We start from the raw sequence: 20721 nt of genomic DNA, 5'->3' as shown, positions 1-20721 counted from the left end.
CAGCCAGTCGTCGATCTTCACATAGAGTGCGGTTAGGAGGGTGTTGAGGTCTGTCGTCACAAACGGATCTTCAACACCCTCCTGCCACGTCCCGGGCAGGCACGCCGTTAGGACTTACTCGTCTAGGCCGAGCCGCGCGCCACGGGGTCGCGCCACGCGCCGGCCAGCCGGGTCACCGCCTCCTGGAGGTCGGCCGCCGACAGGGTGGCGAAGCAGCAGCGAGCCGCATCGGTCCGCGGCCGGGAGACGGAGAAGGCGCTGCCCGGCACGAACGCGACGCCGCGGGCGAGCGCACGCTGCAGGAGGGCGTCGGTATCGGTGCCGTCGCGGAACTCGAGCCAGCAGAACATCCCGCCCGCGGCCTCGGACCGGACGGCCGCCGTCCCGAACGCTGAGTCGACGCCGGCGGTGAAGACCCGGGCGCGGGCGGCGCCGTCGGTGCGTAGCCGGTGCAGGTGCCCGGCCAGCCACGGCCCGTCCGCCAGCAGCTCGGCCGCGATCGCATGGGTGAGCGTCGAGCCGCACAGGTCGGCACACTGGCGCAGCCGCTCGACGGCGGCGGCCACCGGTGCCGGGCCGGTGAGCCAGCCGACCCGCAGCGCCGGGGCAAGGATCTTGGACGCGCTGCCCAGGCGGACCACGCGGTCGCCGTACGCGGCCACCGGCCGGGGCGGCGCGCCGTCGAAGGCGAGCAGGCCGTACGGGTCGTCCTCGACGACGAGCAGCCCGTACCGGTCGGCGAACTCGGCCAGCCGCGCCCGGCGGGCCTGCGACATCGTGACGCCCCGCGGGTTGCGGAAGCTGCTGACCGTGTGGACCAGCCGGGGACGCAGGCCACCGCGCAGCAGCCCCTCCAGGGCGTCGAGGTCCATCCCCTCGGCGTCGAGCGGGACGGTGTGCAGGTCCGCGCCCGCAGCCTGGAAAACCTGCAGCGCTACGACGTACGCGGGGTCCTCCACCACGACGGGGTCGCCGGGGTCGACGACGGCCCGGGCGAGCAGGTCGAGCGCTTGCTGGGAGCCACTGGTCACGACGACCTCCGACGGGGCCACCGGACGGCCCACCCGCGCGGCCTCGTGCGCGGCGACGACCTCGCGCAGGCCGGCGAGACCGGCGGTCTCCCCGTACTGCACCTACGCCGGAGCCCGCAGCGCCCGCTCGGCGGCGACCGCGATGCGCTCGCGGGGCAGCGCGTCGCTCGCGGGCAGGCCGCCGGCCAGACTGAGAACGTCGGAACGGGCGGTCAGGGTGAGCAGGTCGCGGATCGCCGAGCCACGGACGTTCTGCGCGCAGGCGGAGAGCGGGAATCCGCGCTTGACCTGGAGCACTTGACCATCGCGGCCTTGGCAGAGGTGGCGCACTCGTCGCAGAGGCGATCGCGTCGGCGAGGAGGCCGGGCTCTCTGCGAGGACGCCCGGAACGGTGGTTCCTCGACGGGGTCGACGGACTCGTGCGGTTCCACTCCGATCCGCACGCCGGCCGAACGCCGCGTGTCGAGGCCGAGGTGGGCTGACCACGGTCGCCGGTGCCCGGGGCCGGCCCTACGCCGCGATGGCGCGGAGCAACGGGCCGGGGTCCGGCGCCTCGGCACTGCCCTGGAACACCACGCTCGTGGCCCCCGCTTCGCCCAGGTCGCGCACCGCCTTCGCGACGACGTCGGCCAGTTCGTCGTCGGCCAGGCCCACGGGCGGCTCGATGTACACCACGACCTGATACGGATCGGCACGTCCGGCCACCGCCCGCCCGGCGTCGACCTCGGCGCACGCCGCGCGGACGCCGTCCGGAGTGGCGGCCGCGTCGAGGATCACGCCGTCGGCCGACTCACCCGCCAGGCGCAGCGTCTTCGGGCCACGCGCCCCGAGCAGCAACGGCGGCGGTTGCGCCGGCGGCCATTCGAGCGCGACACCGTCCAGGTGCACGTAACGGCCGTCGACGTCGACGCGGTGACCGTGCAGCAGGTCACGCACCGCGGCGGTGTGCTCGCGCAGCAACGTCATCGGCGACTCCGCACGGGCTCCGACCTGCCCCATCCAGTCGAGCACGCCATGGCCCAGCCCCGGCACGAACCGGTCCGGGAACAACCGGGCCAAGGTGGCGATCTCCATCGCCACCACCGCCGGGTTCCGCAGCGCCACCGGCAGCAGGCCGATACCGATCCGCAACCGCTCGCTCCAGGCCAGTGCGGCAGCCGCAGCGGTCAGCCCGCCCTCCCAGAAGCAGTCCTCCCACAGCCACAGCTCGCCCACGCCCGCTACGTCGGCGGCCTCGACCACCTCCCGCAGCCGCTCCGGCGGTGACTGCGGTCGGAACACCACGCCCGTCGTGACGACCTGCACGCCCCCACCTCACCACACCGACCAGATCACCTCGGCCGTCGGTACGCCTGCCACGCTTCGCGGTCGGCCGATCACTGGATCAGCGGTGCTGGTCGTGCGTCGCGGCTGGTGAAGTGGGCGCCGGGGGTGGCGATGGCACGCGGATCGTTGTGGGACGAGCTGGGGCGGGACCGGGAGCAGCGGCGACGCAGCGAGGTTGCCCGCCTGCGCGCCGAGGCCCAGATCCGCAAGGACGACCGCCGGTCCACTGCCGGCACCCGCCGGGGCGACGCCGCGCACGAGCGCGCTGAACGGGATGCGGAGGCGGTCCGGCGGCAGACCGAGCTGGATGCCCGTCTGACGGCGCTGGCCGGGGTGCTGTACGTCGTGGTGGCCTTCCCCATCCCGACGATCTCCGACCTGCGCGACCTCCCGCCGGAGGTCGAACCGGAACCTTTCGACGAGGAGCCGCCCCGCTGGGCCGACTTCGCCCCGCCCGAGCCCGGCCTGCTCGGCCGGCTGGGCCACAATCGCGCGGTCGCCCAGGCCCGGACCCGGTTCGACGAGGAGTTCGCCGAGTTCGAACGCCGCCGGGCCGCCGCGGCCGACCGAGACCGCATCCGCGCCGCCGAAGCCCGGGCTGACCACGAGCGGCGCATCGACGGACTCGTCGCCGCAGCGGCCGGCGGAGACCCGGATGCCGTCCCCGAACTGACCGCCGCGCTGCTGCGCACGATCACTCCCCTGCGGGGGCTGGTCCGCCGTGGACGCGCCGTCCACCAGTCGGAGGCCGCGGAACTGGCCGTCGAGGTCGAACTCCCGGGCACCGACGTCGTCCCGGTGGAGCGGGAGTGGCGCCACGTCGTCACACGCCGCACCGTCGCGCCGGTCGAACGCAAGGCCGCCGAGCGGGCGGCGCTCTACGCCGACGTGATCGGCCAGGTCACCCTCGCCGTGCTGGCGATCTGCTTCCGGGCGTTCCCGCCCGGCCTCGTCGACGCGGTCACCGTCAACGGGCACATCACCGCGACCGATCCGGCGACCGGGCGCCCCACACATCCGTGCCTGGTCACCGTGACCGCCGCCCGTTCCACCTTCGCCGAGCTGCACCTGGACAACCCGGAACTCGACGCTCGCCGGTGTGTCGCGTTCCTCGGCGCCGAGATCTCCCCGCACCCGTATCAGTTGGAGGCGGTGCAGCCGTTCGTGGACGTCGATCTCCTGATCCGCTACCGGCTCGTCACCGCACCTCAGGCGCTCGCACAGATCGACCACCGCACCGATCTGATGGACATGGACCCCCACGAGTTCGAGAAGCTGGTGGCCGCCCTGTTCCGGGCCAAGGGCTACGACGCCTGGCACACCCAGTCATCGCGCGACGACGGCATCGACGCCGTCGCCACCAAGGCCGACCCCTACGTCCCCACCGAATGCCTGATCCAGGTCAAACGCGTCCGCTCGGTCGTCCCGCCGAAGGACATCCAGGCGTTGATGGGAGCCATGCGGGAACACCCCACCGCGACCAACGGGCTGCTCGTCACAACCTCCCGGTTCAGCGACCGCACTCGCCAACGCGCCCGCGCACAGGGCATCGCCACCATGGAAGGCGCCGAACTCGGACTGCAGATCAAGGAACACCTCGGCCGCGACGTCGTCAACTCCGCCCAGGCCCGCCGCTGACGCTCAACTCGCGGGTAGCGTCCTCGACCATGGTTGACCACAGTGCCAGCGAGCAGGCCCGCGAGGCCGTCCTCGAGGCCATCATCAGTGCAGCTGCCAAGGTCGGCAACAGCCCGGCAGGAGTGCGTGACCTGGCAGAGGCGTACGCCTTGTTGGAGCGGAACCTGGTCCCCAACGCGGGCGTGGTGAAGAACAAGACCTGAGCTGCCCTACTCCGGGAGCAGAGCCGCGGGCCGGTTCCTCCGCCGCGCCATGGACACCATCACCAGGGCCGGTACGAGGCCGAACACGGACAGCAGCGCGCCGGCGGCCGGTGGTGCGGCCAGGCCGAGCCCCGCTGCGAGCGCGAGCCCGCCCAGGCTCGCGCCGAGCGCGTTCGCCACGTTGAAGGCCGACTGGATCGCCGCCGACGCCAGCGTCGACGCGTCGCCTGCCGCCTGCATCACCATGCTCTGCACGGGCGGAAAGAAGCCGAGGCCGACCGCGCCGACGGCGAAGACCAGCACCGGGGCGACGATCGGCGAGCGCATCGCGAACACCGCGACAGTGAGCAGCACGGCTTGCGCCGCCAGCAGCACCACGACGACACGCCGAGGGCCGAACCGGTCCGACAGCATCCCGCCGACGACCGTGCCCGCGGTCATGCCCAGGCCGCACACCATGAGCAGGATCGGAATGGCTGCCGAGCCGAACCCCGTCCGGTCGGTCAGCGTCGGGGTGATGAACGTGTAGAACGCGAACATGCCGCTGGCGCCGAGCACCACCACGCCCAGGACGAGCAGCACGGCAGGCCGGCGGAGGGCGACGAGCTCGGCGGACAGGCTGGGTCGCTGCGTGGTCGTGCGGCGGGGAACGGTGGCCGCGATGGCGGCCACGCACAGCAGTCCGATCCCGGCGATCACTCCGAACGACATCCGCCATCCGGCGAGCCCGCCGATCACGGTCGTCGCCGGCACCCCGACCACGTTGGCCACGGTCACACCGAGCGTCATCGACGCCACCGCCGACGAGCGACGCTCCACGGGCACCAGCGACGTGGCGACCAACGCTCCGACGCCGATGAACGCTCCGTGCGGGAGGCCGGACAGGAACCGCGCGACGAGCAACAGACCGAGGTTCGGCGCGATGCCGGCGAGCGCGTTGCCTGCGGCGAACAAGCGCATGAACAACAGGAGGGCGGTTCGCCGCTGGAGCCGGACGGCCGCGGCGGTCAGCAACGGCGCCCCGACGACCACCCCCACGGCGTAGGCGGTGACGAGGTTGCCGGCAGTGGACAAGGACACGGCGAGGTCGGTGGCGATGTCGGGGAGCAGACCCATCACGGCGAACTCGGCGAGCCCGATACCGGACGCTCCCAGCGCCAACGCGACGATCGCGATCGGCAACGCGGACCCCCGCAGACGACGCAAGAATGGCCCGCACCCGAACCGAGCAGGTCAGGCGACCCTACACCGGAGATCGAATCGTTTCGACCCCGTCGCCGCCCACCCGCAGCCGGCAGCCGGCAGCGGGCGGGCCCGGCTCAGCCCTGCCGGGTCGGCCGGATCGTCATGTCGCCGATCTCGACGTCGGCGGGTTGCTCGATGGCGAACGCGATGGCGCGGGCGACCGCCTCGGGCGCGATGGCGAAGCGCGACATGTCGTCGCGAATCTGCGCGCGCGTGGCCGGGTCGTCGATCGAGTCGGCGAGTTCCGTCCGCACATAGCCCGGTGGGATCGACGTGGTGCGGATCGTCCCGTCGGTGCACTCCTGACGCAGTCCCTCGAGCAAGGTGCGCACGGCGTTCTTGGTGCCGGCATGACCGCCTGGCCGGGCACGATCTTCAGGCCCGAGGTGGACACCGTGGTGACGAAGTGGCCGCTGCCCTGCTCGCGGAACACCGGCAGTGCCGCCGCGATGCCGTGCAGGACACCGCGCACGTTCACGTCGATCATCGCCGACCAGCCGTCGAACGCTCCCCCGCTCCGAGCCGATGCCGCGGAGAACCGGGCCCGCATCCTGGCCGTGGCCCGCGCGGAGATCACCGCCGATCCCGACGTGAAGCTCAATGCCATCGCCCAGCGCGCCGGCGTCGGCCAGGCGACCCTCTACCGGCACTTCCCGACCCGCGCCGACCTGCTCGCGGAGGTCTACCGCGCCGAACCGACGTCGACGCACTGGTCGAGACCGCCGACACGCTGCTCGCCGACCACGACCCGCTGACCGCCCTGCACCGGTGGTTCGACCGGGTCGCCGAGTACGCCGCAGTGAAACGCGGCGTCTTCGCAGCCCTGGAGGTCGGCACCGGGAAGGACCTCGCCGCACACAGCCACGGCCCGATCGGCGACGCGGTCACCCGCCTGCTCGACGCCGGCCGCGCCGCAGGCACCATCCGCCCCGACGTGGACGCCCGCGACGTGATCATTCTGATCGGCTACCTGTCCCGCCTGGAACCGGCCGAGTTCGACGATCGGGCCCGCCGCCTGCTCGGCGTCATCCTCGACGGTCTCCGCGCACCCGGCTGACAGCCGAGAGTCGAACCACTGAAGCCCGCCGTCACACGTGGTTGCGCGGGATCGACAGGCGCCAGCTGTGGGCGAACACCCGCTCGTCGCCCTCGTAGGCGTCGAGCTGGGCGTGCAGGCGGAAGTCCGTGGCCGTCGACGTCAGCACGGTCCGTGTGCGGGTCTCGACCGCCCAGGCGTCCCGGACGAAGCTCATCGTGTGGGCGACCTCGCCGCGCACCGATCCCACGTCGTCGCCCACCCAGGTGTAGCGCTCGTCGGCGCGGCGGGTCAGTTCCAGGTCGATGTCGTCAATCCGCACCACCCCCAGGTCCTTGACGACGTCCAGCGCCGACGAGTTGTCGGCCAGATCGCGGGTGACCGTCCAGCGTTCCCGGCCCGGCGCCAGCGGCGTGACGGCGATCGGCCGGGCCGCCTCGGGCTCACCCTGGTCCGGTACCGACAGCTCGGCGTCGCCGGGATCGGGGCGCACGGGCAGGACGAGCGAGCTCGACCCGGGGAACACGCTGAGCATGACCGGCTCGGGCGCGGGCCAGGCCAGGGGCCAGTACGACGTCGAGAACGCGAGCCGCAGCCGGTGGCCCGGGGGAAGCGCCTGCGCCATGGCGTTCAGGCCCACCTGCACCCGGTAGCGCTCGCCCGGGACGAGCGCCGAGGGGTGCTCGTGCCCCTGGAGGTGGGTGAGGTTGCGCAGGCCGTAGCTGATCCGGGTGGCCCGGCCGTCCGGTGCGACATCGGAGAGCCGCACCGCGACCATCGCCACCGGCCGGTCGACGGCGAACTCCAGCTCCACGACCGGTGTTCCGAGGATCTCCAGGCGCTCGGTGAGCACCGGGCCGTCGAAGACCAGTGAGCCGCCGTCCTCCTCGCGCTGGTCGTAGGGCTGGTCCGGCGGGGCGTTGTAGGAGCACCACTTGCCGGCGAACTGGCCGACGGACAGGGGGGACGACACGGTGAGCCGCTCGGGCACGCCGTCCGGCCGGTCTCCGGGAGCCAGGACGCGGTGGTCGCCGAGCGGGTACGAGGTCGGGTGCACCTGCGGGGACGGCCAGCTCGCCTCCCCCACCCAGCGGCCCGGCCGCTCCTCGTACGCCGTCGACGGCGGGACGCTGTCCTGCATCCAGATGCGCAACATGGGCTCGTCCATGACGCCGTTGTCGGTGCCGCACAGCCAGTGGTCCCACCACCGCACCAACTCCTGGAGGAACCCGACCGCCGGGCCGGGCTGGCCGAGGTGCGGGTACTTGTGCGACCACGGGCCCACGAGGCCCTTGCGCGGCACGTCGAGCGAGGCCAGCAGGCGGAAGACCGCATTCGTGTAGCCGTCGGCCCATCCGCTGGCCGCGAGCACAGGGACGTCGATCGCGCTGTAGTCCTCGCAGACCGAACCGTGGCGCCAGTAGTCGTCGCGGTGCTGGTGGCGTAGCCACTCGGCGAGCCACAGCCCGCTGTCGCGCAGCCGCTCGTGCCACATCTCCCGCCACCGCTCGCCGACCACGTCCGGGTCGGGAGGGCAGGAGTTGTAGGCGAGCATCGTGGACGCCCACGACAGGTTGTCCGTCAGCAGGCAGCCGCCCATGTAGTGCACGTCGTCGGCGTACCGGTCGTCGGTGAACGACACCGCCGCGATGGCACCGAGGCTCGGGGGTCGCCGAGCGGCGACCTGCAGCGCGTTGAACCCGCCCCATGAGATGCCCATCATCCCCGTGCGGCCGTTGCACCACGGCTGGGCCGCGAGCCAGGCGAGCACCTCCTCGGCGTCGCGCAGCTCCCGCTCGAGGTACTCGTCGGTGAGCACGCCCTCGGAGTCGCCGCTGCCGCGCAGGTCCACCCGGACCCCGGCGAACCCGTGGCCGGCGAGGTAGGGGTGGTGCATCGAGTCGCGCACCGCCGTCAGATCGCGCTGCCGGTACGGGATGAACTCCAGGACCGCCGGCACGGGGCGCTCGTCGGAGTCCGCGGGCCGCCAGAGCCGCCCCGCCAGGTGCACCCCGTCCGACATGGGAATCCGCAGCCGCGCCTCCTCGACGACCTCGCGCGGGAAGCGGTCGACCACCCTCATGCAGCGAACCTCATGCACCGATCCTCATGCAGGCGGTTCTGTGACGGCCAGGAGGGTGCTGAACAACTCCGCCCGTAGCGAGCGGTGATCCAGGTGGATGCATCGCAAGGCAGAGGAGGGCCCGATACCGGGGTTGTATCGGGCCCGACGACAACGCAGCGAGGCGCCGCCTGGGCGCCGCGCAGTAGGGCCGAGTTGTTCAGCGCGCTCCTTGACCGGGGTCGTCGATCTCGAACGGCAGCGCGGCCACCGCCTGCTCGAACTTGCGGACCAGGTCGTCCTCGCTCGCCCCGCCGAGGTAGACGTTCGCGACCGCGTAGCTGTAGCTGTCCTGGTCGTGCCGCTCCGACAGGCGCTCGCCCGGCGCGACGGTCACCTCGACGACGCAGCCGTCGATCTCCCGCTCGACCTGCGCGATCTCCTCGGCGGCCGGGATCCGGCGGACCACGCCGTCGGAGGTGCGGCGCACAAACCACTTGGCCGCCACGGCGTACGGGCCCTCGCGGTGCGGTGGCCGCGGGTCCCGGCCCAGCGCCAGCTCCAGCATGTGGTGGTGGTTGGCGACGCCGTCCACCCAGGCGAACAGCTCGGCGTGGCTCTGCGAGTGCCGCGGGTTGATCTCCAGCAGGGCGAGCGCGTCCTGCTCCTCGTCCCAGAAGTACTCGACGTTGAAGGTGGCGCCGTCGTAGCCGATCTGCCGGATCACCCGCCGGGTCAGCTCGACCATGCGCTCGGAGACGGCGTCGGGAATCGTCGAGGGGTACTGGTAGCGCAGGAAGCTGGTGCCGCCCGGAACGGTGACGGAGTCGACGATCCCGTAGACGTGCACCTGGTCGTGGCGGCTGTAGCCCTCGACGGTCACCAGCCGACCGGTGGCCGACTCCTCGACCAGGCAGGCGCTTCCGCCGACGCCGGCCAGCTCGGGCGGCAGCTCCAGCAGGTCGAGGACCGTGCCGAACGCGTCGCCGATGCGGCGGATACCCGAGCGGATCGTGGCGGCCGCGCCGGCGAGCTGCTGCGGGTCGTCGGCGCGGAAGGCGAGCTGGGACGACGCCGACCGGATCGGTTTGATCCACACGGGGTAGCCGAGGCCCTCGGGCAGCCTCGGGTCGTCGAGGTCGAGCAGACCGAAGCCCGGAATCTCGTCGATCACCTTCGACTGCTCGAGCCTGCTCCAGTACTTGTGCTCGCACTTGACCACGGCCTCCGTGGTGGCCCAGCGCAGCCCGAGTCGTTCGCAGAGGATCGGGACCATCGTGCTGATCGGGAAGTCCCAGAACCCGACCAGGGCGTGTACCGGGCCGTCGAACGCCTCGACCTGTCGCTGCGCGGCATCCAGCAGCCCGGGCAGGTCGACCGACTCCCCGCCCGACAGCTCCCCGTCCGACAGCAGCGGGTGGAAGCGATAACGAGCGGCGTCAGGCAGGCCGTGCAGGACGTCGGCGTTGTGCGCGTCGAGCCCGAGCACGAACACGTTCTCGACCATGACACTCCTCTTCACCTGGGCGCGGTCGCCGACCTGCGAGGAATGAGGGTCGGTGCAGCGGTCACGGTCCGCGGTACGCCGTCGGCGCTCGCCTCGTTGAGCAGTTCGAGCGCCGCAGTCGCGATCTGCGCGAACGGAACGCGGATCGTCGTCATCGGAACGGGGAGCCGGCTGACGACGGGGATGTCGTTGTAGCCGACGAGGGACAGATCGTCGGGGACGCTCAGGCCGAGGGCGTGGGCGACAGCCATGACGCCGATCGCGTTGTTGTCGTTGACGGCGAAGATCGCGGTGGGCCGGTCGGCGCGGTCGAGCAGTGCCCGGCCGGCGATCTCGCCGGATTGCATGGTGAAGGAGTCGCCGGCGAGCAGGGTCTCGTCGACGGGCACGCCGGCTTCGGTGAGGGCGTCGCGGTAGCCGGCTTCGCGGTTGCGGGCGGTGGAGGCGTAGCCGGGGCCGCGGACCAGTCCGATGCGGCGGTGGCCGAGGTCGAGCAGGTGGCGGGTGGCGAGGTGGGCGCCGAGCCGGTCGTCGCCGAGCGAGGCGAAGCTGGTGTCGTTGGTGCGCAGCGCCAGCACATGCGGCAGCGAGTCGCCCAGCGGTCCGAGCGGGATCGGGGTGTCGATGCGGGCGGTGGTGAGGATCAGCCCGTCGACGCGCCGGCGGACCAGTGACTCCACGGCGACGCGTTCGGTGTCCGGGTCGTCGTTGGTGCTGGCGACCACGGCGAACAGGCCGCGGGCGGTGGCTGCGGCGGCGATCTCTTCGTAGAACATGGCCATGACGGTGTCGGTCAGGTGCGGGACGACGACCCCGATGGTGCTGGTCCCGACCCGGCGCAAACCCGAGGCGAGGGGATCGCGGACGTAGCCGAGCTCGGCGGCCGCCTTGCGGACCCGCTCGGCGGTGGCGTTCTGGGACCGGGGCAGGCGCTCGTCGAGCACCCGCGACACGGTCGACTTGCTGACCCCGGCCACCCGGGCCACGTCCACGATGGTCACCACGGTCGGATCTTACCGCAGACGGGAACGTTCCCGGAAACGATGCACCAAAAGGGTTGACGACTCCTCGTCGAGACTGCACACTTTGGGAACGTTCCCGGAATCGATCCCATCGCGAACTTGGAGCCCGGGAGCGACAGACAGAGCTTCAGCCGAGAAGGGCCAACGAATGTCTACTTCTGAACTTCCCGCTCTGGACCTGCGTGGTCTGAACCCCGCCCCGGTCACCCCGTTCACCCCGGACGGCGACGTCGACCACGCCGCGATGGCCGGGCTGGGCAAGTGGCTGGCGGGCATCGACGGCGTGAAGAGCCTGGTCGTGCTGGGCCACGCCGGTGAAGGCACGTTCCTCACGCAGGACGAGCAGGTCGCGCTGGTCCGCAACCTGGTCAACGAGGTGTCGGTGCCGATCATCGCCGGGATCACCGGTGAGGGCACCAAGGTCGCGGTCGAGGAGGCCAAGCGGGCCGTCGAGGCCGGCGCCACGGCCGGTCTGGTCTACCCGTCGCACGGCTGGCTGCGCTTCGGCTACCAGCAGGGCGCACCGCAGGACCGCTACCGGGCCATCTACGAGGAGACCGGCCTGCCGCTGATCCTGTTCCAGTACCCGGACAACACCAAGGCCACCTACAACCTCGACACCCAGCTCGAGATCGCCGCCCAGCCCGGGGTGTTCGCCACCAAGAACGGTGTGCGGAACATGCGCCGCTGGGACACCGAGATCCCGGTGCTGCGCCGCGAGAACCCGGACCTGCAGATCCTGTCCTGCCACGACGAGTACCTGCTGCACACCATGTTCGATGTCGACGGCCTGCTCGTCGGCTACGGCGGCCTCGCCCCCGAGCCGCTGATCGAGTTGATCGCCGCCGGTAAGGCGAAGGACTACGCCGCGGCCCGCAAGATCCACGACCGGCTGCTGCCGGTGACCAAGGCCGTGTACCACCGCGGCTCGCACATGGAGGGCACCGTCGCCCTCAAGATCGGCCTGCGGACCCGGGGCATCCTGCCCAACGCCGTCATCCGCTCGCCGCTGGTCGACCTCACCGCCGAGGCCGAGACCGAGATCGCCGACGCGATCAAGGCCGCCGGGCTCGCCTGACACCGCCCGCGTCGACCTTCACGACGCGCCGGTCTCGACGACCCGCCAGCTGAAACGCGCCTGGCCCGGCCGGTGAACGATCCCGGCCGGGCCAGGCGGGCCGACCGCAATTCACACTCGCGGTCGGCCCCTGTTCCTTCCGCACACCGCTGTGCGCCGCCCACCTCTGTCGGGGGGGGGCGCCGCTCGGTCCGGTGACACCGCAGTCCCCGACGAACTCCGCCGCCCCGAGCGCCGCGGAGGGCGAGGAAACAGTCGACATGTCCACCTCATACGCCGGCGCGGGCGGCTCCGCGGCCGTCGCCAACGCCGAGCTGGTAGCCCGCCTCGAGCGGATCCCGATCACCCGCCGCCTGCTGCTGATCCGCATCATCATCGGCTCGGCGACCTTCTTCGACGCCTATACCGTGCTGGTCATCGCCTTCGCGATGCCCTCGTTGGTGGAGGAATGGAGCCTTACCCCCGCGTGGGTCGGGCTCATCCTCTCCGCCGGCTACCTCGGCCAGCTGATCGGTGCGGTCCTGTTCGGCTGGGTCGCCGAGAAGATCGGCCGGATGCCGACCCTGCTGATCACCATCCTGCTGTTCGTCTCGATGGACGTCGCCTGCCTGTTCGCCTGGAGCGGCGCCTCCATGCTGGTGTTCCGCTTCCTGCAGGGCATCGGCACCGGCGGCGAGGTCCCCGTCGCCTCGGCCTACATCAACGAGTTCATCGGCGCGAAGAAGCGCGGCCGGTTCTTCCTGCTCTACGAGGTCATCTTCCCGGTCGGGCTGCTGTTCGCCGGGCTCGCCGGCTACTTCCTCGTCCCGCTCTACGGCTGGCGCGCGCTGTTCATCGTCGGCCTCGTCCCGGCCCTGCTGATGATCCCGCTGCGGGTCCTCATGCCCGAGTCGCCGCGCTGGCTCGCGTCGAAGGGCCGAATCGAGAAGGCCGACAAGGTCGTCTCCATGCTGGAGCGCGAAGCACGTAAGGAAGGCAAGCCGCTGCCCGAACCGGTCGTCCAGCCGGTCGACCCGAGGGCGACCGCGAAGTCCGACTGGCGCGAGCTGTTCCGCGGCATCTACCTCAAGCGCACCTTGATGATCTGGGGTCTGTGGATCAGCGTCTACGTCATCAACAACGGCCTGGTCACCTGGCTGCCCACGCTCTACCGGCAGGTGTTCAAGCTCCCACTGGAGACCAGCCTGCTCTACGGCTGGATCACCTCCGCGGTCGGCGTGGTCGCCTCCATCATCTGCGCGCTCTACATCGACAAGGTCGGCCGCAAGCGCTGGTACACCATCGCGTTCCTGCTCGCGACGATCCCGTTCGTCATCCTCACCGCTCTCGGCGCGACCACCGCCACCCAGGTCGTGATCCTCGCGCCGATCGCCTACGCGATCCTGCAGACGGTCGCCTTCTCGCTCTACCTCTACTCCGCCGAGCTCTACCCCACCCGCCTACGCGCAGTCGGAACCGGCTTCGGCAGCGCATGGCTTCGGGCCGGCTCGTCCATCGGCCCCGTCCTGGTCGGCTTCATCGTCGCCGGCGTCGGCATCCGCTACGTGTTCCTCGCGTTCGCCGTCGTCGCCCTCATCGGGGGTCTGATCACCGCCCGGTTCGCCATCGAGACCAAGGGCAAGGTCCTCGAAGAACTCTCCCCCTGATTCACTCGGGAACTCCGGCCGCGGGCACCCTGCCCGCGGCCGGAGCCGTCTGCCCCAAGCCTGTCTCCACAAGAAGACGGCGCGGAAGCCACCAGGAGCCCCATGATGAACGGCCTTCATGCATTCGTGCGGAGCCTCTACGCCACTGTGCGCAAGTTCTGCCCGACCTGGGAGGAATGGCAGGCTGCTGTCGAGTTGCGTCCGGTCGCCGGGCAGGAAGCGGATCCGGCCCAACTCGTACTCCGCGATCATGCCTGGTGGTCGCGCCCGCCGGGCACGTGCCGGGCCGACGACGCCATCACCGCGAGCGGAAGACACACGGCGATCAGTCCGGCACACACGCCCAGCGCCATCGGCACACCCATTCCGGTGGCAGCCAGGGCGCCGACCACCACGGCTCCGATCCCGGTACCCGTGTCGAACGCCGCGTTCCACACCGCGCTGACCGTCGACACTCCGCGGCCCCGTGCTCGGGCGAAGGCCGCCACCAGCGTGAGGTTCTGCACGGCGCCATAAGCGATGCCGAACACAGCAGCCCCCGCCAGCAGGAGAATGTTCATCCCCTGCCAGAGCCCGGCGGCCAGCGCCGCCAGACCCACGACCCCGAGGGCGACTGTCCCCGGCAGCAGCAGACGCGTCCCGGCCCGGTCCGCGAGCCGGCCCACCCGCCACCGTCCCAGCGCCGCCGTCAACCCGAACAGCACCAGTACGAGGGTCGCCAGAAGGCCGCTCGGACGCTCGATGGGCAGGTACGTCGTCACTCCCCCGCCGGCCAAGGTGATCGTCAGCAGGACGACGGAGGGAAGCACCGCGGCCAGCGCCGCCTGACGATGGCCCGCCTTCTCGTGCGCGACGCGTGGCCGGCGGCCGCCGCCGATGGCCAGTGCCGACGGGACGGCCAGCACCGGACACGTCGCCAACACGACGACGGGCCAGAAGGCGACGTTCTGCGCCAGGGCCACGGCCCCGGGCACCACCAGCAGGTTGGGCGCGGCGATCGCCAAGCCGTACAGACCGACGGCCTCGCCGTGACGACCCGGTGGCGCCAGGACGGCGGTCAAGCTCGCCCCCAAGACCGTCAGCACCCCGAATCCGATGCCACGGACGGCACTGACCACCAGCATCGGCGCCAGATCCGTGCTCACCAGATACATCGGCGACGGCGCGCCCAACGCGAAGACGCCGATCGCCAGCGTACGGCCGGTCCCGAGTCGGCGCTCCACCACGGGAACGAGGAACTGGACCACCACGGTGACGCCCAACATCACCGTGGTCACCAGACCCGCCGCGGTCGGGGACGCGCCGCGATGGACCGCCCACCACGGGAGCGACGCAAGAGTCGCGGCGAACCCGGTGAACCCGAGCAGGGTGAGCAGGACCAACTGCCGGATCGCGGGCAACCGCCACAACGACGACTCGACGGTCTTCACCGACACCCCGCCATTGCGAACAAGCTAGGCCTACGCCCACGTCGTGTACAGGTTCGTGGACCTCCATCACGCCGGCACCCGCCACTCTCCGGGCAGCGGTGGCGCTCGACGGCGGTAGCCACCGTGCGGTCCGCCGCCGTCCGCGGCGCTCGGCCCGGACCGGGTTCCCGACCGACGGTCCAGCGCGACGACCCACCGGCCCCGGCCCCGGCCCCGAAGGACGCCCCCACCAGCTTCTTCTACTAACAGGCCACGTACTCCCGAACGGCCGCGGTCGCACGGAGCCGGGCCAGGCTGCGTGCCCGAGTCGGCCCGATGCTGCCGACCGGAATCGCGAGGATCCGGCTGATCTCCCGGTAGCTGAGCTGCCCCTCGCCCGCGAGCAGTCCGAGCAGCCGTCGCTGCGCCGCCGGCAGCGCGGCGAGCCCTTGTCGCACGGTCTCGGCCAGCTCACGGCGCAGCAGGTCGGTGTCGAGCGCGTCGCCCTGCTCGGCACGGTGCTCCTGCACGGCCTCGTCGAGTGCGCCGACGAGTAGCGTCCGCCGTCCGTTGCGCGTCAGCCTCAGGGACTCGTTGCCGGCCGTGGTCATCAGCCACCTGGGCAGTGCTCGCGGCTCCCGGATGCGGTCGAGGTTCTCGACCAGGCGCAGCCATACCGTCTGGTCGACGTCCTCGACATCACCTCGGTTGAGCCGATAACCCGACGCGACTGCACGAACGAGCGGGCGATAGCGCTCGACCAACGCGTCCCACGCCCAGCGCTCGCCCCGCCGTGCGCCCGCGACCAGCTCGGCGAGCTGACCAGGCCGCTCGGGCGCCCCGGCGTCCGGCCGAGTGGTGTCCGGCTGGGAGTTCTCGGACTCTGTGGTGTGAGCAATGGCGGTCTCGAGCATCACGGACCCTCCCCTTGTCGACGCCGTCGCCGGCGCGATCTCGCTGGTGAGACCAACCTCGACGGCGCCGGCGGCACGGGTCCAAGCCCATTCGCGGTCGCGGCCGCGGGCTCCGACTCGGCCGGTCGATCCCGACAGCGCGCATGCGGGCGTAGGACCTCCAGGGCTGGAGGTCCTACGCTGGCGGTATCGACGTCCGGGGCGCACCGCTGCCGGCCGACGACGACCTGTCGTCGGTCCTGTCCAACGTGTGCGCCGACGCCCGGCCCGCGACCCGCGTGAAGATCGCGAACAGTCCCGAGACGCGCGCGTTCCTCGAGATCGGGCTGCTCCTGCTGCACGACGATCTGCTCGACCACCGCGGCCCGGATCTGCTCGCCGACCACGACGCCGGTACCCGGCTACTCGCCGGCTTGTCGCAGGCTCGCCTCGTCGAGCGTGCGGAGCAGGAGGACCTGGCGCTGGAACGACCGAAGGTCCTGACAGTCGGGATGTTCCGGGACCGCTGGAGATACAAGAGCCGCTACACCGAAGACCTGATCGCCTACCTCATGCGCCCGGCCCTGCTGGCGCGGAAGCTCCGCACGCTGCGCAGCGCACTGGAGGCGCTGCCACCTGACATCACCCTCACCGACCTGGTCCGCGAGATGTCCCGCGCCACACTCGCGGCCACGCTGGAGGATCCGCTGTGGAGCCTGCAGACGATCGTGTGGGTCGGGTTGCCGAACCATCCCCGGGTCAAGACGTTCCTGAAGATCAACTACGAGCAGTTGCTCACCAACTGGGCAGAGCTCTACCAGCAGGTCGCGCGGCGTTACGGGCTCGAACTGCGCCCGGGATACACCTGGCTCGACGTCGCCGAGATGCTGAACGCCGTCACCGACGGCGCCCGGATGCGGGCGAAGGGCATGGGGTCGGTCGCCGCACTGTCCACCGGGGACAACGTGGTCGTCGGCGCGATCCGGGCGATGCTGCCCGCACTGTTCACCAACACGGACGCCGTGCTCACCGAACGGGTCCACCCGCGCTGACACCCGGCCACGCCACGCCGGCCGAGCGGCGGTATCACGGCGACCGGTCACGGGCTCCCTTGTCGTGCAACCACTTCCCAGCCTGGATGGTGCACGCCGATGACTCGAACCGTCCCGTCCCCCACCATCGCCGACGTCTCCGACGAGACCGTCGTCGGCCACCCACCCACCCGGACTCCGCGGACCGTCCGGCTCGCGCGCCGCCTCTACGCGAGGTGGGCCGAGGCGATCGACCGCCGGTGGCGCTGGCACCGGTTCCCGACCCCCGTCTCGCTCGCGCTGATCCAGGGCATCCGCGACGGCCTGCGTGAGCACAACCTGTTCGACACCAACGACGCCGCGTCGACGCCGACGCTGTCGCCGGAGCCACCGGCGCGGTACCTGGTGGCGCGCTCGGCGGACGGGTCCTACAACGACTTGTCCGCGCCGGCCATGGGCATGGCGGGAACCCGGTTCGGCCGCAACGTGCCCCTTCAGGACACCGAGCCGGAGGACCCGAGCCGCGTCCTCACCCCCAACCCTCGGCTGGTCAGCACCCGCCTGCTCGCCCGCGGACCGGAGATGATCCCCGCCACCGGGCTCAACGTGCTCGCCGCCGCATGGCTGCAGTTCGAGACCCGCGACTGGTTCAGCCACGGCACCGACGCGACATGTCCTTTCGAGGTCCCCCGCCCGCCCGGCGACGACTGGCCGACCGACCCGATCACGCTGCCGCGCACCAAGCGCGACCCGAACGCGGACACCGACGTGCCGCGCACGTTCGTCAACACCGAGACCCACTGGTGGGACGCCTCCCAGATCTACGGCAGCGACCAGGACTTCCAGAACGCCGTGCGCCGCCCGGAGCTGGGCCGGGGCAAGGTCGCCATCGGGACTAACCACCTGATCGACATCGACCCGGCGCTGCTCGGCAGCTCCGGCGGGCTCGACGGCTGGTGGGTCGGACTGGAACTCCTGCACACGTTGTTCATGCGCGAACACAACGCCGTGTGCGACATGCTCGCCGCGAACTACCGCGACTGGTCGGACGACGAGGTGTTCGACAAGGCACGTCTGATCGTCGCCGCGCTCATCGCCAAGATCCACACCGTGGAGTGGACCACCGCGATCCTGAACCGGCCCGCGCTGCGGATCGGAATGCGGGCCAACTGGTTCGGCCTTGCCGGAGAGCGGGTGCGCACGCTCTACGGGCGGTTGACCGACGGCGAGGTCCTCAGCGGCATCCCCGGGTCGCCCACCGACCACCACTCCGCCCCGTACTCGATCACCGAGGAGTTCGTCGCGGTCTACCGCATGCATCCGCTGATCCCCGACGAGCTGCATCTGCGCTCCGTGGACGGGCCGCGGCCCAGCACGCCGCTGCCGTTCATGGACGCCGCTCGGCTGAACAGCCGGCTGCTGCTCGAGCAGCGCGGCGCGACCGACCTGCTCTACTCACTCGGCACGGCCCACCCCGGAGCGGTGGCCCTGCACAACCACCCGCGGTTCATGCAACACCTGGTCCGCACCGAGAACGACGGCCTCACCGTCGACCTCGCCGCCGTGGACCTGCTCCGCTCCCGTGAACGCGGGGTTCCGCGCTACAACGCGTTCCGGCAGCTGATGCACCTGCCGCCGGTCAGGTCCTTCGACGAACTCACCGGCAACCCGGAGACCGCAGCCGAACTGCAGGCCGTGTACCCGACCGTCGACGACGTCGACCTGACCGTGGGGCTCTACGCCGAGACCCCGCCTGCCGGGTTCGGGTTCGGCGACACCACGTTCCGCATCTTCATCCTCATGGCCTCGCGGCGGCTCAAGAGCGACCGCTTCTTCACCACCGACTTCACCCCGCAGGTCTACACGCCCGAAGGCATGGCCTGGATCGGGGCGAACGACATGCGCACGGTCCTGCTGCGCCACCACCCCCGGCTCGCACCGGCGCTCCGCGGCGTCCAGAACGCCTTCGCGCCGTGGCACGTGCCCGGACAGGAGACCCAGCAATGACACACACCGCCACCACCAGCATCCCAGCCACCCGGTCTTCTGCACCGGTACGGTCCCGGGCGCGCAGCGCGACGCTGCTCGACCGGGCCCGGTTCTGGCTCTACCGCAACATCATCGCGCTCAACGAATGGCACGCGTTCCGGTCCTCCGAGATCATCCCGCTCGCCGCACCGACCGACGGGCGCGTGCAGTACCGGCCGTTCGGCGAGGCGCACCCCGGCATGCCGGTACGCGGGCTGTTCGAGGCAGTGACCCATCCGCCGGAGGACCACGCGGAACCACGGCTGCGACGCATCCGACGCGGCCGCCGCGCACTCGACCTGCTCACCGCGCTCGCGCCGCGGTACACCCCGCCCGTTCCGCGTGACATCGACGCGTTGCTCTCCGTCGTGTACCCGCTCGGCTACCGGCGGGCCTGGCCGACCGCACCCGCCGTTCCCCCCGAACTCGCGCGGCCGGATGCGGACGTGCTGGCGGAGCTCGCCGTGCGCGCCCCCTTCGGCTCGTACCTGCGGCGCTCCGGTGACGGGACCTACGAGATCGACCTGCGCTGGATGACCGGCTACCCGGTACGGGAGGGGCTGGCCCGACCCGGGGGTCTGGCACGCTTCGCGATGAGCGGTGCGCACCTGGCCACCGTCTCGGTGCAGCAGGACGGCCTTCCGGTGCAGCTCGCCCGGGCTGCGCTACTGGCCGGCCTCAACGAGGATCTCACGACGTTCCGCCACAACCTGTCGACCCATCTGACCACGCTGACGTCGTTCGCCCTGGCCACCGCCAACCGGCTCGATGCCGACCACCCCGTCCGCAGGCTGCTGCACCACTGCTTCCACACGGTGCTCATCGGCAACCGCGAGGTGGCCGAGTTCCAGGTCGGGCGCCCGCGGGGTTTCTCCTCGGCGATCTTCTCCCACGAGCCGTCCGTACTGGTTCGCATGGCGGACGACCACATCGCCCGCTACGACTTCTGGGACTTCGAACCCGACACCCAGTTCGCCCGGCGCGGCACCACCGAGACGCCGTTCGCCTACCCGTACCGCGACAACGTGCTGTGTCTCTGGGCGCCGACCGTCGCGTACGTCGAGGACTACCTGCGGCTCTACTACCCCGGCGACGCCGCGGTGGCCGCCGACCCGCAACTCGCGCTCTGGACCGCCGAACTCGACCGCCTCCTCCCCCACGGCGTCACCCGCTCAGATCGGCCCGTGTCGTTCCGGTGGTTGGCCCGGCTCTGCGCCACGTTGATCCACGTCTCGACGGTCGAGCACGACGTACTCAACAACGTGGTCTGGAACTACTCGACGCTGAGCTGGATCGTGCCGACCGTGGCTCCTCTGTCCGGCGAGGACATGGATCAGCGGCGAGCCTTCGACCTCATCGCGACGATCATCGGCACCTGGAAGCCGTACAACATGCTGCTCACCGCCGACATCCCGAAGCTGGCCCTCGATCCGGCGGCGGCCGCCGTCATGCAGAGCTGGGTCGACCGGCTCACCGAGATTCAGCAGGACATGCCGGACGGGCTGTCCGACCTCTCGGCGTCCCGCCCGCGGAACCTCAACGTGAGCATCTCGAACTGACCCTGCC

At 71.3% G+C, this 20721-nt stretch carries 18 protein-coding genes and 1 pseudogene; 9 read left to right on the top strand and 10 right to left on the bottom strand.

Annotated features, from left to right (window positions below; translation table 11 throughout):
* Nucleotides 1–122: 122 nt before the first annotated feature.
* From RM445_RS24690 to RM445_RS24680, 3 genes are all read right to left on the bottom strand, one after another.
* Entirely contained in the window at nt 123–1133 is a 1011-nt protein-coding gene (locus RM445_RS24690; protein WP_311559229.1) for an aminotransferase-like domain-containing protein, read from the bottom strand.
* Nucleotides 1134–1328, bottom strand: a complete 195-nt coding sequence (locus tag RM445_RS24685; protein ID WP_311559228.1) for a hypothetical protein — start codon at nt 1326–1328, stop codon at nt 1134–1136. It abuts the gene before it with no gap.
* Between the two features lie 213 nt (nt 1329–1541).
* Nucleotides 1542–2336: an LLM class flavin-dependent oxidoreductase gene (locus RM445_RS24680; protein WP_311559227.1), complete on the bottom strand. Its 795-nt coding sequence runs from the start codon at nt 2334–2336 to the stop codon at nt 1542–1544.
* 132 nt (nt 2337–2468) lie between these two features.
* Here RM445_RS24680 and RM445_RS24675 point away from each other — a divergent pair, with 132 nt between their 5' ends.
* Both RM445_RS24675 and RM445_RS24670 read left to right on the top strand, forming a co-directional pair.
* Nucleotides 2469–3995, top strand: a complete 1527-nt coding sequence (locus RM445_RS24675) for a restriction endonuclease (protein WP_311559226.1) — start codon at nt 2469–2471, stop codon at nt 3993–3995.
* 29 nt (nt 3996–4024) lie between these two features.
* Nucleotides 4025–4198 carry a hypothetical protein gene (locus RM445_RS24670; protein ID WP_311559225.1) on the top strand — a complete coding sequence of 58 codons (174 nt, stop codon included), beginning with the start codon at nt 4025–4027 and terminating at the stop codon, nt 4196–4198.
* A 6-nt stretch (nt 4199–4204) separates the two neighbouring features.
* Here the strand turns inward: RM445_RS24670 and RM445_RS24665 are convergent, their stop codons facing one another.
* Together RM445_RS24665 and RM445_RS24660 are read right to left on the bottom strand one after the other, a co-directional pair.
* Entirely contained in the window at nt 4205–5380 is a 1176-nt protein-coding gene (locus RM445_RS24665) for an MFS transporter (RefSeq protein WP_311559224.1), read from the bottom strand.
* A 137-nt stretch (nt 5381–5517) separates the two neighbouring features.
* A pseudogene (locus RM445_RS24660) lies at nt 5518–5945 on the bottom strand (SDR family oxidoreductase); the annotation flags it as partial.
* Here RM445_RS24660 and RM445_RS32490 point away from each other — a divergent pair.
* Together RM445_RS32490 and RM445_RS24650 are read left to right on the top strand one after the other, a co-directional pair.
* Nucleotides 5893–6198, top strand: a complete 306-nt coding sequence (locus RM445_RS32490) for a TetR/AcrR family transcriptional regulator (protein WP_397469392.1) — start codon at nt 5893–5895, stop codon at nt 6196–6198. The pseudogene RM445_RS24660 and the gene RM445_RS32490 sit on opposite strands and share 53 nt — an antisense overlap.
* 44 nt (nt 6199–6242) lie before the next feature.
* Nucleotides 6243–6500: an SbtR family transcriptional regulator gene (locus tag RM445_RS24650; protein ID WP_311559221.1), complete on the top strand. Its 258-nt coding sequence runs from the start codon at nt 6243–6245 to the stop codon at nt 6498–6500.
* A gap of 31 nt (nt 6501–6531) precedes the next feature.
* Here the strand turns inward: RM445_RS24650 and RM445_RS24645 are convergent, their stop codons facing one another.
* The 3 genes from RM445_RS24645 to RM445_RS24635 all read right to left on the bottom strand — a co-directional run bounded on the left by RM445_RS24645 (nt 6532) and on the right by RM445_RS24635 (nt 11052).
* Entirely contained in the window at nt 6532–8562 is a 2031-nt protein-coding gene (locus tag RM445_RS24645; RefSeq protein ID WP_311559220.1) for a CocE/NonD family hydrolase, read from the bottom strand.
* Between the two features lie 199 nt (nt 8563–8761).
* Nucleotides 8762–10048 carry an ATP-grasp domain-containing protein gene (locus tag RM445_RS24640; protein WP_311559219.1) on the bottom strand — a complete coding sequence of 429 codons (1287 nt, stop codon included), beginning with the start codon at nt 10046–10048 and terminating at the stop codon, nt 8762–8764.
* 11 nt (nt 10049–10059) lie between these two features.
* Complete coding sequence (locus RM445_RS24635) at nt 10060–11052, bottom strand: LacI family DNA-binding transcriptional regulator (RefSeq protein ID WP_311559218.1); 993 nt, start codon at nt 11050–11052, stop codon at nt 10060–10062.
* A 166-nt stretch (nt 11053–11218) separates the two neighbouring features.
* On the opposite strand from RM445_RS24635, the gene RM445_RS24630 reads away from it, so the two are divergent.
* Nucleotides 11219–12148, top strand: coding sequence for a dihydrodipicolinate synthase family protein (locus RM445_RS24630; RefSeq protein ID WP_311559217.1), 930 nt, complete (start codon nt 11219–11221; stop codon nt 12146–12148).
* Between the two features lie 260 nt (nt 12149–12408).
* Nucleotides 12409–13794 (top strand): MFS transporter, encoded by a 1386-nt coding sequence (locus tag RM445_RS24625; protein WP_311559216.1) that lies wholly within the window; start codon nt 12409–12411, stop codon nt 13792–13794.
* Between the two features lie 248 nt (nt 13795–14042).
* On the opposite strand, the gene RM445_RS24620 is transcribed toward RM445_RS24625, so the two are convergent.
* Together RM445_RS24620 and RM445_RS24615 are read right to left on the bottom strand one after the other, a co-directional pair.
* Entirely contained in the window at nt 14043–15230 is a 1188-nt protein-coding gene (locus RM445_RS24620; RefSeq protein ID WP_311559215.1) for an MFS transporter, read from the bottom strand.
* 236 nt (nt 15231–15466) lie between these two features.
* A complete protein-coding gene (locus tag RM445_RS24615; RefSeq protein ID WP_311559233.1) occupies nt 15467–16117 on the bottom strand; it encodes an RNA polymerase sigma factor in 651 nt (216 codons plus the stop codon).
* A 248-nt stretch (nt 16118–16365) separates the two neighbouring features.
* On the opposite strand from RM445_RS24615, the gene RM445_RS24610 reads away from it, so the two are divergent.
* The 3 genes from RM445_RS24610 (at nt 16366) to RM445_RS24600 (ending at nt 20714) form a co-directional block, all read left to right on the top strand.
* Nucleotides 16366–17148, top strand: coding sequence for a hypothetical protein (locus RM445_RS24610; RefSeq protein ID WP_311559214.1), 783 nt, complete (start codon nt 16366–16368; stop codon nt 17146–17148).
* Nucleotides 17149–17247: 99 nt separating this feature from the next.
* Complete coding sequence (locus RM445_RS24605; protein WP_311559213.1) at nt 17248–19134, top strand: peroxidase family protein; 1887 nt, start codon at nt 17248–17250, stop codon at nt 19132–19134.
* A complete protein-coding gene (locus RM445_RS24600; RefSeq protein ID WP_311559212.1) occupies nt 19131–20714 on the top strand; it encodes a lipoxygenase family protein in 1584 nt (527 codons plus the stop codon). The genes RM445_RS24605 and RM445_RS24600 overlap by 4 nt, the downstream gene beginning before the upstream one ends.
* Nucleotides 20715–20721 lie beyond the last annotated feature (7 nt).

It is taken from the genome of Pseudonocardia charpentierae (genome assembly GCF_031845345.1).
In the GTDB taxonomy this organism is placed as follows: domain Bacteria; phylum Actinomycetota; class Actinomycetes; order Mycobacteriales; family Pseudonocardiaceae; genus Pseudonocardia; species Pseudonocardia charpentierae.
Note: the sequence above shows the minus strand (reverse complement) of the source record. Positions and strands in the feature narration are given on the sequence as shown.